The sequence below is a fragment of the Sporosarcina contaminans genome (assembly GCF_042679045.1).
In the GTDB taxonomy this organism is placed as follows: Bacteria; Bacillota; Bacilli; order Bacillales_A; family Planococcaceae; genus Sporosarcina; species Sporosarcina contaminans.
In genome coordinates this window covers 1-14,168 of sequence record NZ_JBHTLT010000101.1, presented here as the reverse complement: position 1 = coordinate 14,168, position 14,168 = coordinate 1, and the positions used below count along the sequence as shown (strand labels likewise).

General features: G+C 40.4%; 10 protein-coding genes and 1 pseudogene. 7 read left to right on the top strand and 4 right to left on the bottom strand.

Annotated elements, in window-relative coordinates; translation table 11 throughout:
* Positions 1–71 precede the first annotated feature (71 nt).
* Both ACFQ38_RS12600 and ACFQ38_RS12595 read right to left on the bottom strand, forming a co-directional pair.
* Positions 72–1,424: a TldD/PmbA family protein gene (locus tag ACFQ38_RS12600; protein ID WP_336823269.1), complete on the bottom strand. Its 1,353-nt coding sequence runs from the start codon at positions 1,422–1,424 to the stop codon at positions 72–74.
* A gap of 2 nt (positions 1,425–1,426) precedes the next feature.
* Positions 1,427–2,818 (bottom strand): TldD/PmbA family protein, encoded by a 1,392-nt coding sequence (locus ACFQ38_RS12595; RefSeq protein ID WP_381481259.1) that lies wholly within the window; start codon positions 2,816–2,818, stop codon positions 1,427–1,429.
* Positions 2,819–3,193: 375 nt separating this feature from the next.
* Here ACFQ38_RS12595 and ACFQ38_RS12590 point away from each other — a divergent pair, with 375 nt between their 5' ends.
* The 5 genes and pseudogenes from ACFQ38_RS12590 to ACFQ38_RS12570 all read left to right on the top strand — a co-directional run bounded on the left by ACFQ38_RS12590 (position 3,194) and on the right by ACFQ38_RS12570 (position 8,093).
* Positions 3,194–4,453, top strand: coding sequence for an ATP-binding protein (locus tag ACFQ38_RS12590; protein ID WP_336823267.1), 1,260 nt, complete (start codon positions 3,194–3,196; stop codon positions 4,451–4,453).
* Between the two features lie 15 nt (positions 4,454–4,468).
* Positions 4,469–5,359, top strand: a complete 891-nt coding sequence (locus tag ACFQ38_RS12585; protein ID WP_381481257.1) for a response regulator — start codon at positions 4,469–4,471, stop codon at positions 5,357–5,359.
* 86 nt (positions 5,360–5,445) lie between these two features.
* On the top strand, positions 5,446–6,735 hold the full coding sequence (locus tag ACFQ38_RS12580; RefSeq protein ID WP_336823265.1) for a cation:dicarboxylate symporter family transporter: 1,290 nt from the start codon (positions 5,446–5,448) through the stop codon (positions 6,733–6,735).
* Between the two features lie 539 nt (positions 6,736–7,274).
* Positions 7,275–7,655: pseudogene (locus tag ACFQ38_RS12575) on the top strand (PAS domain S-box protein); the annotation flags it as partial.
* Positions 7,656–8,093, top strand: coding sequence for a methyl-accepting chemotaxis protein (locus ACFQ38_RS12570; protein ID WP_381481262.1), 438 nt, complete (start codon positions 7,656–7,658; stop codon positions 8,091–8,093). It begins immediately after the preceding pseudogene.
* A gap of 235 nt (positions 8,094–8,328) precedes the next feature.
* Here the strand turns inward: ACFQ38_RS12570 and ACFQ38_RS12565 are convergent, their stop codons facing one another.
* Positions 8,329–9,003: an SGNH/GDSL hydrolase family protein gene (locus ACFQ38_RS12565; RefSeq protein ID WP_381481255.1), complete on the bottom strand. Its 675-nt coding sequence runs from the start codon at positions 9,001–9,003 to the stop codon at positions 8,329–8,331.
* Positions 8,981–9,601, bottom strand: a complete 621-nt coding sequence (locus ACFQ38_RS12560; protein WP_381481253.1) for a TetR/AcrR family transcriptional regulator — start codon at positions 9,599–9,601, stop codon at positions 8,981–8,983. Before ACFQ38_RS12560 ends, ACFQ38_RS12565 begins: the two co-directional genes overlap by 23 nt.
* 367 nt (positions 9,602–9,968) lie before the next feature.
* Between ACFQ38_RS12560 and ACFQ38_RS12555 the strand changes: the two genes are divergently transcribed.
* Together ACFQ38_RS12555 and ACFQ38_RS12550 are read left to right on the top strand one after the other, a co-directional pair.
* Complete coding sequence (locus ACFQ38_RS12555; protein WP_381481250.1) at positions 9,969–12,233, top strand: ATP-binding cassette domain-containing protein; 2,265 nt, start codon at positions 9,969–9,971, stop codon at positions 12,231–12,233.
* 421 nt (positions 12,234–12,654) lie between these two features.
* Complete coding sequence (locus ACFQ38_RS12550; protein ID WP_381481249.1) at positions 12,655–14,124, top strand: S-layer homology domain-containing protein; 1,470 nt, start codon at positions 12,655–12,657, stop codon at positions 14,122–14,124.
* Positions 14,125–14,168 lie beyond the last annotated feature (44 nt).

Sequence of the window (14,168 nt, the reverse complement as noted above, 5' to 3'; positions counted from 1 at the left end):
CTTTTTCAATTAGAGGTGGGTTTTGTCCCAGCCTCTCCTTACGATGTTATTCATCATCATTCCATTTATTATTAATCCACCGTGATCGATAGGCTCTTAATTTTCAAGGACGGAGAACCGATATATCCATTAAAAGACATAGGTGAGAATTCCAAGTCTTCTCCAATTTCCTCTATGTCCTGAAGCAATTCAAAGAAATTGCCTGCTACGGTCATCTGCCTTGTCGGACCGACGATCTTGCCATCCTTCACATAGTATCCGTCTGCCGCGAGTGAGAAGTCGCCCGAAATCGGGTTGGCTCCCGAATGCATCCCAGCCAAATCAGTAATGATGATGCCCTCTGCAATTCCTTTATAAAGCTGCTCATATGTTTGCACGCCCGGTTCAACATAGAAATTGGACGGGCTCACTTCGATTGCATCTTGATAGGATCGGCGATGTGCATGCCCCGTCGTCATTACCCCATCCTTCTTCGCCGTCTTCAAGTTATGGAAGTATGTTTGAAGCTTTCCTCCATCTACAACAATATGTTTTTTCTTCGGAACCCCTTCCGAATCAAATGTAGCACTGCGTAATCCTTCCCGAAGAAATGGATTATCGATCAGATTCACGTGATCTGCCGCAATCTTCTCGCCTAACTTCCCTTGAAGGCGGGATTGGTTATCCTGTACTGCTTGTGCGGAGAAAGAAGAAGTAAATGTCGCCAATAGTAAGGCAGCCGCTTCATTCTTTAGTATGACTGGATATTTCTTATTCGGATAATTCCTTTCGCCCAACATGCTTAACCCTCGTTCTACGACTTCTTCAGCAATCTTGTCGGCATTTAGTTCATTGAAATCCTTGGTGGTCCGAAAAACAGTCCCAGATTTTAATTCATCATTTTCCTCGACAAGGATTGATACATAGAATAATAAAAAATTATTCCCTTCTTTTTTTTGCAAACCTTTATTATGAAAAAGACCCTTTTCTAATTGTCGGATCCCTATTTGGGAGGCCGTAATTTTCTTTACTCTCTGATCGGTAGATAAAATCTTTTTTTCAACTACTTGCAAGAAGCGGATCATCTCTTCCGGCTTGACCTTCTCCAGTTCTGGGCTATAAAAATGAACGTTTTCATATTCCGCTTTTTCCGTAAATAATTCTTCTGGATCCGTTTCAATCAACTCAGCATTTTCCGCCGCATTTTTCAACAAGAACGAAACCGAGTCCTCATCAAATTTCTCCGTATACGCGTAGCCTGTTTTACCGTTATAAATCCCTCTAATAGCTGCCCCTTGAACATCGGAAAAATCATACTGATTTACTTCTCCTTCATAAAGCCCGATTGAAAGGCTTTCTGTTTTCTCGTAATAGAGTTCAAGATCTGTGAATCCGGCTTTCTCCCCTTCGTCAAACAGCTGCTGCTTCAATTGTTCGATGTTCATTTTTATGCCTCCTTTCCCCCGACCGTAATTTCAGAAACACGCACCATCGGCTGCCCGACATTCACCGGCAAACTGCCGCTAGATGCGCCGCACATTCCTGCACCGTAACCTAAATTATTGCCGACTCGATCGATGTTCAAAATCGTTTTCGCACCGTTCCCAATCAATGTCGCACCGCGGATCGGTTTTTCAATTTTACCGTTCTTCACTAAATAAGCTTCGTCTACTGCAAAGTTGAAATCCCCCGTCCCAGGGTTGACCGAGCCGCCGCCCATATATTTCGCGTAAATTCCATACTCCGTATCCCCAATAATCTCTTCAGGTGTGGACTTTCCGGGCGCAATGTACGTATTCGTCATCCGGGAGGTAGGGGCAAATCTGTATGATTCCCTCCGGCTTGAGCCAGTAGAATCCATTCCCATCCGCCTGCCGTTCAATTTATCGATCATATATCCTTTCAAAATGCCGTTCTCGATCAGTACATTTTTACGCGACTTTTCGCCTTCATCGTCGATATTGATCGATCCCCACTCGTTTTCAATCGTTCCATCATCTATATACGTAACAAGGTCTGACGCGACTTTTTCTCCTACCTTATTCGCAAAGACAGATGCGTTTTTCGCCACCGCTTCTGCTTCAAGCCCGTGACCGCAAGCTTCATGAAAAATGACGCCACCAAATTCATTGTCGATGATGACAGGAAATTTTCCGCTCGGAGCCGGGTCGGCATGGAGCATCGTTTTAGCAATGCGGGCAGATTCCTTCGCATAATGATCAAGATTTAGATTTTCAATAAACTCAAAACCTTGATAAGCACCGGGACCATAAAAACCAGTTTGCATATCTATGCCGTCAGAAGCGATAGACACCATCGCCATTCGGCTTCTTACCCGCTGATCCTCCACAAACTTGCCTTCAGAATTGGCAATCAACACATTTTGCTCTTCATCAATTAGACGAATTATAGCTTGAACAATTTCCGGATCATAATTTCTAATGATGTCATTCGCTTTTTGCATGACCGACAACTTTTGTGATTTCCTTGCTTCATTTGGCATAATTTTTATGTGGTGGAGGTTTGGAACTGTTTCTTTCATGAGCGGAATGATCGTCGTCTTGCCATTCTTTGCTCCTTGAATGGCTTTGGAAGCTGTACGCGCAGCTCTCAAGAGCCCTTCTTTTGAAGAATCATTCGTGTAAGCATAAACACTCTGCAAACCGTTAAAAACCCTAATTCCTACGCCAAAGTCACGACCCGACAGATTTTTTTCCAATCGTGAATTTTGAAGGACCATTGTATTCGTGTACCGATCTTCTACAAATACTTCCGAGAAATCACCGCCCGTTTCAAGAGCGACTTGCAACACATCTTCGATAAGTGCTTTGTTCAGCATATTTTCCCCCTCTTCCTTCTTTTCTAAAAATTGCGTAACTACTAATACGTCTCTTCTCTAAGAATAGTTTCATTTCATCGATGTACTTTCAGATTGAAATTGTAAAACGGCCTTCAAGCTTTTTGTAAATAGTAAAATCAAAGAGCCAACATTCTTTACATTCAACCTCCAATATAGGTACTGACAGCTCAATTCTTGTATAATGGAAATCGACTGAAATTGACTGCACTACAACATACATAGGCATACATACGACAATCAATGATCGATAGTAATGCCCGCCAAGCCTATACATTAAAAATGGACGACTGCAATGTTGCATGTGCAAACAAATAATTAGTAGGCATACTAAAACGAAGGGCGAGGAGCAAAAACATGGACCGAAAAATACCGTGGCAGCAAATAACCCAATCGGAAATCGTCAGAATCATCGGTATCGCTCTATTAACAGCGATTACCGGGGAACTGAAGGTAATTCCGTTTACTGGTGAGGTGTTCCGGTTTGCGCTTGGCGGAATTGTGTTCTTTTTGCTCATTTTAATTTATCCACCGAAATCTGTTTTACGGACAGGCCTTGTTACGGCTGTTACAGTCGTCTTATTCCGAGTAATCGAGCAGTTATTTCTTGGCGCAGGCATTTTAGAAAGTTTTCAAATGCATATGCCTGTTTTTTTGTTTTATGCATTGTTTGCGGCGGGCTGGCATTTTGCAAATTTAGAGAAATTCAAATCGCTTCCTCTTCAGCTTGGAACGCTGGCCTTTTTATTTGAAATAATGGGTAATACGGCGGAGCATGCTCTTCGTAATTGGTGGACTGCGCAGTACTTCATTGACTTGAAAGAGTGGTTACTCTTAGTAGGAGTTGCATTGCTGAGAAGCTTTTTCACTGTAGGACTCTATAGTTCTGTTGCGCTATCGAAAGAGAAGCAGCGAGTCCGAGAAGTTTTAGGCATCGGCTCTGAACTGTATGCAGAAACATTGTATTTACAAAAGTCGATGGATCATATGGAAAAAATCACTGCATCCAGCTATGAGTTGTATCGTAAACTGCAAAATGAGCAACAACGTGTCTTAGGCATCCAAGCTTTGCAAATTGCACAAGAAATCCACGAAGTGAAAAAAGATGCACAGCGAATTTTAGCTGGCCTTTCACAATTGACGAAACGAGAGGAAATGCCTGTCTTTTATTTATCAAACATTATAGAAATGGTAACTTCAGGAAATCGAAAATATAGTAAGATGCTTGGCAAACAGGTTTCTTTTTCAATCAAACAATCTACAGATTTTCAAACCGAGCAGCAAGTCTTACTGTTAGCCATTTTAAATAATATCGTTGCCAACGCAGTAGAAGCGATTCAACACGAAGGAGCTATTCAAATTACAGTGAGTGCGATCGAAAAACAAGTTATTTTTCGAGTAAAGGATAATGGAGTAGGTATTTCTCCCGATGATATAGGGTTACTATTCGAGCCTGGATTTACTACCAAATATAACGATCAAGGTACAGCAGCAACGGGAATCGGTTTGTCTCATGTGAAAGCAATTACCGAGTCGCTTGGAGGAACCATCGAGATAAATTCCCTAAAACAAGGTACCCTTTTCCAACTGATCATACCGTTTGAAAGATTGCAATAGTAAGGGGTGGAATTGATGAGGTATTTTATAATTGACGATGATAACGTAAGCCGTTCCATGTTGAAGTCCATCATCGCTGATCGGGAATTAGGAATGGTTATTGGCGAATCAGACGGTGGATTGAAAACGATCGAACAAGTGCATGCATTAGGACCGGATATTGTCTTAATCGATTTGCTAATGCCAGAAGTGGACGGCATTGAAATGATTCGTCAATTGAAAGAGATAGGATTTCAAGGTCAATTTGTCATGTTGTCGCAAGTCGTAAATAAAGAAATGGTCGGTGAAGCGTATCGAGCAGGGGTAGAATTTTTCATCCATAAACCGATCAACCGAATTGAAGTTGAAAACGTCCTACAGCGAATGACTGAGAAAGCTCAGCTAATGCAATCACTCGTAACAATCCGTGATTCATTGGCACATATCGGTGCAGTGACACCGAAAACAACACCTCGTTCTTTAAAAGAGATTGTACTTTCGGTTTTACGTGATATGGGCATAGCGAGCGAAAACGGCAGCAAGGATTTACTGTACATAATGGAAGTGTTGACAGAGCAGCCAAGTGTTGTGTCGATTCCTCCACTGAAGCAGCTCTATGAAATGGCTGCACGCAAAATGGGTGTAGCAGAAGCAGAGTTGCCGAAAGAAGTAAAAGCGATGGAGCAGCGCATCCGGCGCGCTATTTCAGCAGCTATCGACCATTTGGCATCATTAGGGGCAGTCGATTATACAATTCATGAATTTGAATACTATGCACCGCGCTTTTTTGATTTCCAAGAGATCACAGCGCGAATGAAGCAAATTCAAAAGGAAGAGTTGCCAAGCCGGCCCGCAAAAGTTCATATTAAGAAGTTTTTACTCATGCTTTACAAAGAAACAATTGAACAGCATAAAAACTTTTTGTAGGTTTTTGTAGATTTTTGTAGTTTCCCTTTACAATTAAAATACGCTTTCAGAAAGCGCTTTCAAGTTGAATGTAAGGGGGACCCGCTATGAAAAAGAAATTTAAACTCTCTTTAGCATATCAGATCATAATTGGTCTTGTTTTAGGTATTGTGGTCGGCGCCATATTTTACGACAATCCGAAAGTAGAAACGTATTTGCAGCCGATTGGAACAATGTTTCTTAATATGATTAAAATGATTGTTGTGCCAATCATTATTTCGACATTAATTATTGGCGTAGCTGGCACAGGCGATATGAAACAGTTAGGTAAATTAGGCGGTAAAACGCTCATTTACTTTGAAATCGTTACGACAATTGCCATTTTAGTCGGACTGTTGTCTGCGAACATTTTCAAGCCAGGCGTTGGCATTGATATGTCTGCATTGCAAAAGGGCGATATTAATCAGTATATCCAGACGACAGAAGAAGTGCAGAACAATGGCTTCATGGATGTACTTGTCGGTATCGTTCCGAGTAATATTGTTGATTCAATGGCAAATGCAGATATGCTGCCGATCATTTTCTTTTCCGTACTATTCGGTTTAGGTGTGGCGGCAATCGGAGAGCGCGGCAAGCCGGTCTTGGCATTTTTCCAAGGCGTAGCAGATGCCATGTTCTATGTTACAAATGTAATTATGAAATTTGCTCCGTTCGGCGTTTTTGCCCTTATCGGTGTAACCGTTTCAAAATTCGGTTTGGAATCGCTCATTCCGATGGCTAAGTTAATGATCTTAGTTTACGCGACAATGGCTTTCTTTGTTGTTGTTGTATTAGGCGGGATTGCAAAAATTGTCGGTGTGAACATTTTCCAATTCTTAAAGCTGTTGAAGGAAGAATTAATTCTCGCCTATTCCACTTCCAGTTCGGAAACGGTGTTACCAAAAGTGATGGAAAAAATGCAGAAGTTTGGAGCACCGAAAGACATCGTTTCATTCGTCGTGCCGACTGGCTATTCGTTTAACTTAGACGGTTCAACTTTGTATCAGGCACTTGCAGCAATCTTTATTGCGCAAATGTACGGCATCGATTTATCGATTATGGATCAAGTAATGCTCGTCTTTGTATTAATGATTACATCTAAAGGAATTGCAGGCGTACCAGGCGTTTCATTCGTCGTGTTACTTGCAACTTTAGGTACAGTAGGTATTCCAGTTGAAGGATTGGCGTTAATCGTTGGAATCGACCGTTTGCTCGACATGGCACGCACAGTCGTAAATGTCGTAGGAAATTCATTGGCTACAGTTGTCATTTCGAAATGGGAAGGTCGGTTCGGTGAAGAACCGGAACAAGAGGAAAAGTCTACACAATACGTTCAAACTGAAGAAAATTTAGTATAAGATAAAGCATTGTCTATCGTTTGATAGGCAGTGCTTTTTTATTATGTAGAAATAGTATCAGATTGTAAAAAGACAAAACAATTTTCCTGTTTAAACATTGTAATACGATTCATATTACATATCCTACTCATCTATAATTCATTAAAATAAGTATTGTCAGAACAACAATCTCAACATTTTCATTACAATATTCACTAATACAAAAATAGAATTAGACATACAAAAGACCTATATTATAATTAGATGTTACAAAAAAGTCCTATTTTATGGTACTGTAATAAACGAGTATTTATTATCGCATTTAGGGGATTAAAATTATTTTTTATATAGCTTTAATGTGTAAAATTTAAAATCGTCAGATGATATTCAACATGCTCCTTCTTAAATCGAATTAGAGCATATCAGCCAGTTGCTTAAGTAAATGTACATAGAGGATGCATCAAGTTATGTTCATACAGCTTTTTCTCGTTTGTTATATACGCTTTAACGCCCCTATTATTTTGTAACGCTTTCTTTTTAAATCGTTTGGAGGGTCCATATTGTCAGCTACACATACATACAAAAGTTCTCAAGTTTTAGATGAAATTGCAGTTTTATCTGCCTTAGAGTCTAATCTAGCAATGATTGAATTTAATTTAAACGGGGACGTCATTTGGGTAAATGAAATTTTCGCAAATACTTTAGGTTATAAAGTAAGTGAAATGAACAATTTGCATCATAAACAATTTTGTACAAAGGAATATAGAAGGAGTAACGATTATGCCAAGTTATGGGATAATCTTCGTCGTGGAGTGAAATTCCAAGAGAAAATCCAACGCATTGGAAAAACAGGAGAGCTTCTATGGCTCGAGGCAACTTATATCCCAATCTATGAAGATGGCAAAGTGAACGCCGTTCTTAAAATCGCAACGGATATTACAATGCGAGAACATAAAAGTAAAAAAATTGTATCCGAGCTAAACGAAATGTCAATTGAATTAGGAGATGCAGTTGTTACCCGCTCTCAAGAAAATATGCAAGCCCTTGAATCGCTACGTGAACAAATTAAACATATTAGCGAAATCTCGAAGACAATCAATTACATTTCCTCACAGACGAATTTATTAGCGTTAAATGCTACTATCGAGGCAGCAAGAGCGGGCGAACACGGACGTGGATTTGCGGTAGTAGCGGATGAAGTTCGTAAGCTCTCTAACAATGTCGAGAAGGCAATTAAAAACATTAATCAAAACATGGATAACATAACTGAGGAAGTATTAAAAGTAAGTGAGATCACAGAAAATCTACAAACGACCAGTGAAGAAATACAAATGAAAATTAATAATGCAATGAAAGATTTCGGGGAGCTGAATGCTTAATGAAGGCTCTATTCAAGTTAAGTCAAACCATGCGCTTGAATAGAGTCTGTTATACATTAAATATACAATAGAAATTGCAATCAAAATGGAAGTATACTTGTATTATACAATCAAATGCTCAATCGTTTCCTATCCAGTACGTTAGATACAGTGATGGAAGTGAAGGCACTTTCGATGTCATCCATTCCCGCGAAGCACCCTCGGCCGTTTCCCTAAAATGTAATTTCGTTTGCTTTTATGAAAAGCGATCAATCATCTTTGCGTATTCTTCTGCCACCAACTTAGCACCCTTGCTATTAAAATGAATGCCGTCCAATGTGAAGTGAAGACCCCTCTTCATTGACAGTCGATCAATGCGTTTAGGATTCTTATAAAATAGGGTATCTACCATCACTCTCAAAACGTTCGTATTCAAGTAGCCCGAACCCTTGACTTGACCAAGATGTTTCTTGAATAAAGTGTATAGATCTAACAAGTGTACTTGCGGATAATTGCTTGAGATGGATTGAATGGTTTCGTGTAAATCCTTAAGATCACTATTTGGTGTACTGTTTACATTCTCTCCTGCAAATGCCGGTGAAACGATTACTACTTGTTTAGCAAAGTGAAGGACAATTTCCACTACTTTTTGAAAGACCTCTCGAAACTCATCAAGGTCCTTTGTAACAGGCTGAGCCTGAACGCTCAACAACTTGGAATATACATCATTCACTCCAATCCAAAGAAATATGAGATCATAGTCGAAAGCAATCGGTGTTTTGATTAGGCGTTCATGTAAACTCTTTATGGTTTCACCCGGTTTGCCAAGATTATCGAAAGTAATATGCGGATAATACTCCTGAAGAATTTTTGCAAAGGACACACCCGGTCGCCCTTCTGTTAAGCTATCACCCACTAACCCCACTCTCATTTTCAGTTCCCCCTTTTGTAATTGACTTCAAAAAGATTTCAATTGCTTCCTTAAATAGAGGCTCAAGCATGCTTAGGTCTTGATGATTTGTAAGCTGGCATAAGCCGCCAAGCCATGTGCCTAACAATACCGTCCACGTCTCAATATCCCCTGCTATAAATTCCCCCCTGTCTATGCCTTCTTGTAAAATTGCACGGTACGACCCCATCGGAACGACCGCCAAATTGTGTATTTCTTTCACAGATTCTTGGCTCGAATTCGGATTGGCCGCAAGCTCATGGCCTGCTTTCAATAATGGCGTTTGATAGTTGTAAAGAACATGTAATGCTATTCCATATATTTTTTCTGTCGCAGATGAGTAAGTAGATTCTAGTTGCAGCCATTTGCTATGCCACTCAATCATCGTATTTTTGGCTAATCGAACAAACAGTTTTTCTTTGTTTTGAAAATGATAGTAAATATGCCCTTTGCTATAGCCAGATGCTTTTGATATATCGCCGACGGATGTTTGATTATAACCCTTCTGGGAAAATAACATAGCTGCTTTTTCCATAATTTCATGTTTCGCGTATTCACTGTCATACCGTCTTTTATTCAAAAATACACACCTTCCTCGTTTAGAACAATCGTCAAATTGAACGATTGTTCTATTTAAGTGTATGCTACAACTTCCTACATGTAAATTACTTAATTCTATAATTTTTAAAACTATTCTATCGTACTACTAATTTATGCTTCCGTTCTCCATGGTTGATCGATTTAGCGAAGATCGTCACTTGGTCTAACGCTTGTTTTTACCTCTTCATTAAAAGTTATCATTTCATCTTGAAAACTCCTTATGAACAATTATGGATTTTTAAAAGGATTGGACGATCGGGATCAGCTTCGGTATTTTTCACAAGCATTTTAAAATACGGTAAGATGGAGAACATAACAATAAAAATGACAACTTGGGGCGATTAACGATGTCAGACATACGAATTTACGGTGCAAACCAAAATAATTTAAAGAATATAGACGTGGCAATTCCTAAACACCAATTAACTGTGTTCACTGGGCGCTCCGGATCTGGAAAATCCTCGCTTGTGTTTAATACGATTGCAGCAGAGTCGGAACGCTTGCTCAACGAAACCTATTCAAGCTATATCCAGCATCAGCTGACCCATTACGCGAAACCGAATGTTGATCATATTGAGAATCTATCTGTAGCAATGATTATTAACCAAAAACGACTCGGGGGCAATTCACGTTCAACAGTTGGCACAATTTCAGATATTTATGCGTCCGTCCGCCTGCTTTGGTCGCGCATCGGGAAACCTTTCGTCGGATATTCCGATGTCTTTTCATTCAACAATCCAACTGGCATGTGCCCCATTTGCGAAGGGCTCGGCTATGTAGATGATATCGATATAAACGAATTAATCGATTTCGATAAATCATTGAACGAGGGCGCTATCAATTTCCCGTCCTTTGCACCGACAAGCTGGCGTGGCAAACGCTATCTTTATAGCGGGCTTTTCGATAACGACAAAAAACTAAAAGACTATACAAAAGAGGAAATGGACACTTTCTTATATACCGAACCTGTAAAACTAAAAAACCCGCCTGCAGAATGGCCGAAAACAGCTGAATTTGAAGGGCTCATTCACAGATTCAGACGTTCCTTCTTACTGCAGAACAACTTTGAAAAAAACCGTTTCATAAAAGATATTGAGCGCGTTGTCACTTCACGCCGATGCCCGTCCTGCAACGGAAAACGACTGAACGAAAATGTGCTCCGCTGCAAAATTAACGGCTTAAGCATCGCGGATTTCACAGCATTGCCAATCGAAAAAGCGCTGTCTTTTTTAGATCAAATTAAAGACGACACAGCAGAGATTATTATGAAGCCGTTGCGTGCACAGCTTGAAGCAATGAACTATATTGGACTGCAATATTTAACGCTTGATCGTGAAACACCGACTCTATCAGGAGGAGAATCACAGCGCATCAAACTGATTCGACACCTGAACAGCCCGTTGACCGATCTCATTTACATTATCGATGAACCGAGCGTCGGATTGCATCCCGAAGATATTGAAAAAATCAATGACATTATGTGCGCCATACGCGATAAAGGAAATACCGTCCTCATCGTCGAACACGACCCGGATGTCATCAAAATTGCAGACCATATTATCGATATCGGCCCGGGTGCTGGGAAAAACGGGGGAAATATTACTTTCACGGGAAGTTATAAGGAATTACTGATATCGGATACTGCGACAGGCCACGCACTAAGACGCGAACACCATTTCAAGACCGATGTTCGACAACCGAATCAATTCATACAGCTAAAAAACATCAGTAGGAACAATTTACAGGACGTTTCTGTAAGCTTTCCAAAACACGCATTGTCTGTCGTGACAGGCGTTGCAGGCTCCGGTAAAAGCTCTCTCATTCAAGCTGGTTTCGAACACCGTGAGAAGACGATTTTTATCGACCAAAAACCGGTGCACGCCTCAAATCGATCCAATCTGCTGACGTATATGGATATTTTCGATGACGTCCGCAGCCTCTTCAGCAAGAAAACCGGCATGAAGAAAAGCTTATTCAGCTATAATTCTGAAGGTGCATGTCCGAATTGCGGCGGCAAAGGCTACCTCAAAGTGGAACTAGCGTTCATGCCCGACTTCTCACAAGCTTGTGAAGTGTGCCACGGCACACGCTACAAACCAGAAGTTCTAAAAGCAACCGTCAAAGGCTATTCAATAGCAGATGTGTTGGCGCTCACCGTCGATGAAGCAGATCGCTTCTTTGACCATGACGAAAACATTACACATCATTTACACACAATCGCTGCTACTGGACTCGGTTATATGACACTCGGACAATCGCTCGACACACTTTCAGGCGGAGAAATTCAACGTGTAAAACTGAGCAAGTATTTAACGGACAAAGTAACGGAACACATATTCATTTTTGACGAGCCGACGACCGGCTTGCATGAAGATGACATTCCTACGTTGCTCGACAGATTCGAACAGCTCATCGATGAAAAGAATACAGTTATTTTAGTTGAACATAATTTAACGATGATGACCAATGCGGATTGGATGATAGACGTTGGTCCGGGCGCAGGCTTGAACGGCGGCCATATTTTATACAGCGGTCCGCCACAGGGCCTATTGGATGTAGAATCGTCTGTTACTGCGCGGCATTTGAAACGGTATATTAAACCATCCTTATAATCTGATTATATTTAGATTCACTAGTAGACTTTATTGAATGCTTGAAATCGCTAAATAAAAGACATGTTCCCACATTAGTAATCATCCCCTGTTTCAAAGATTTTAACTAATCTATTCGCTTTACAGACGGGGGATGGCTTTTTTACTTACTCGTATCTTGTATTTAAAAGCCGATTGAAAAATCAATCGGCCGCTAAATAATTAGTGCATCCCTATACTGCTCTAACAAAAAACATATTTATTGAACAAACTGCATTGTTCATGCAACAACTGCCCTCCCCCTACATAAGTACCTCAATTATGATTCATTTACTATCCAAGATTTCCGAAAACATTTTTGAAACTTTTTCCGAATATCTCCGTCTGTAGGTTGCTATTCTATAACAACTGTATTTGTAAAAATAGAAAGGAAGGATTCAATTTGAAGAAAAAAGTAATGGCATTAGTTGGAACACTATTGCTTTCATGCAGCCTCCCTTTATCCGCCAATGCGGAAAGTAAACAATTATTTAAAGACGTACCGCCTACGAAACACTTCGCTGATGCTGTGAATGAATTAGCGGAACGCCATATTATTGGAGGCTATCCCGATGGCACTTTTAAGCCAGGGAATTCCATCACGAGAGGTCAAGCAGCCGCTATTATTGCAAAGTTGATCAAATTAGATATGGATAATGTTAAAGATCCCGGTTTTAAAGACGTATCAAAAGAAAATGGCTATTATAAGGCAATTGCCGCAATGGCGCAGGAAGGAATTATTGGAGGTTATGCGGACGGACGATACGGTCCGAATGATCCGATTAAACGTAGTCAAATGGCTTCCATTTTAGTAAAGGCATTTGATTTGCCACGCCAATATGGAGATAACCCGTTCAAAGATATCGGCTGGAAGCATAATTCATCTCATTATGAAAATATTTTAATCATCTACCATCTTGGCATTACGACAGGGACAACACCTAATACATTTAGCCCAAATCTCCCGATAACAAGAGGTCAAGCAGCAAAGATGATTAAAACGACAGAAGAGGCAAAACCGTCGAATGTCGTAACGCTGAGCGCAGGTGACTTAGGCTGGGAACGTTTTTTTGCTATGCAGAAAGAGTTGAATCCAGAACTATTTGATGCCGTTTTAGTGGAAGGAAAAAAAGGCTATCGAGACGATAAAATTCAATTCATTCCTAAAAAAGAAGGAACGGGTACATTCATCGTAGCCGATCGGCATTTCTTTGAAGCGGACAACTACAAAAAATATTATGTGCATGTAAAAAAAGAAAATGGTGAATTGAAGCTGACGCTCGAAGAAACAAATGATTATTTGCCAACGGCAGTACAACTTGACACTCCGTACATCAATTCTGAGACAAAAGGAATGTCCACCGAAAGGGAAATCGCCCAAAACATTTCGCTTGAGACGATGGACGGGAAGAAGCTGTCCAACAATATAGCGTTTCAAACATGTGATTATGTGAATGTCTGCATCAACATCGACAAGCCCGGCCAATACATTGCCACAATTCGTTTCGAGAGCGGCAAGGAATCGCGCTATGGAATTGAAGCAACCACGAAAAAAACGCATTTTTTCTATGACGTAAAATCGTTAAGAGAAGAGCTTTCAGCGACGTATAATCAAGGGGCAGCAAATGATATAGGCATGCATAAAATTGTGACAAAAGACTATGAACAGATTGCAGAGATTACAAGAGATGCGACAAATCTATTCACTGCCCATCTCACTGGTAAAAAGGAAGGCACAATTGTAATTGAATACGAAAAACCTGTACGTTCAGAGCTTTATCACCAAGATGGCCTCCTGATCAATGTGAAGAAAATCGGATTAATCTGGAATATTTCAATCAGCCCTGACGGATATGTTACAGATGCAGGATAAAACAGAAGGGGCTGTCCAATAAGTCCCTAAAATAGAACAGGTGG

Excerpts from the sequence above, each read along its gene's own strand:
- ACFQ38_RS12565 (WP_381481255.1), bottom strand. The coding sequence starts at position 9,003 with ATGAGAGTGGGGTTAGTGGGTGATAGCTTAACAGAAGGGCGACCGGGT.
- ACFQ38_RS12585 (WP_381481257.1), top strand. The coding sequence starts at position 4,469 with ATGAGGTATTTTATAATTGACGATGATAACGTAAGCCGTTCCATGTTG.
- ACFQ38_RS12595 (WP_381481259.1), bottom strand. The coding sequence starts at position 2,818 with ATGCTGAACAAAGCACTTATCGAAGATGTGTTGCAAGTCGCTCTTGAA.
- ACFQ38_RS12600 (WP_336823269.1), bottom strand. The coding sequence starts at position 1,424 with ATGAACATCGAACAATTGAAGCAGCAGCTGTTTGACGAAGGGGAGAAA.
- ACFQ38_RS12555 (WP_381481250.1), top strand. The coding sequence starts at position 9,969 with ATGTCAGACATACGAATTTACGGTGCAAACCAAAATAATTTAAAGAAT.
- ACFQ38_RS12590 (WP_336823267.1), top strand. The coding sequence starts at position 3,194 with ATGGACCGAAAAATACCGTGGCAGCAAATAACCCAATCGGAAATCGTC.
- ACFQ38_RS12580 (WP_336823265.1), top strand. The coding sequence starts at position 5,446 with ATGAAAAAGAAATTTAAACTCTCTTTAGCATATCAGATCATAATTGGT.
- ACFQ38_RS12570 (WP_381481262.1), top strand. The coding sequence starts at position 7,656 with ATGCGAGAACATAAAAGTAAAAAAATTGTATCCGAGCTAAACGAAATG.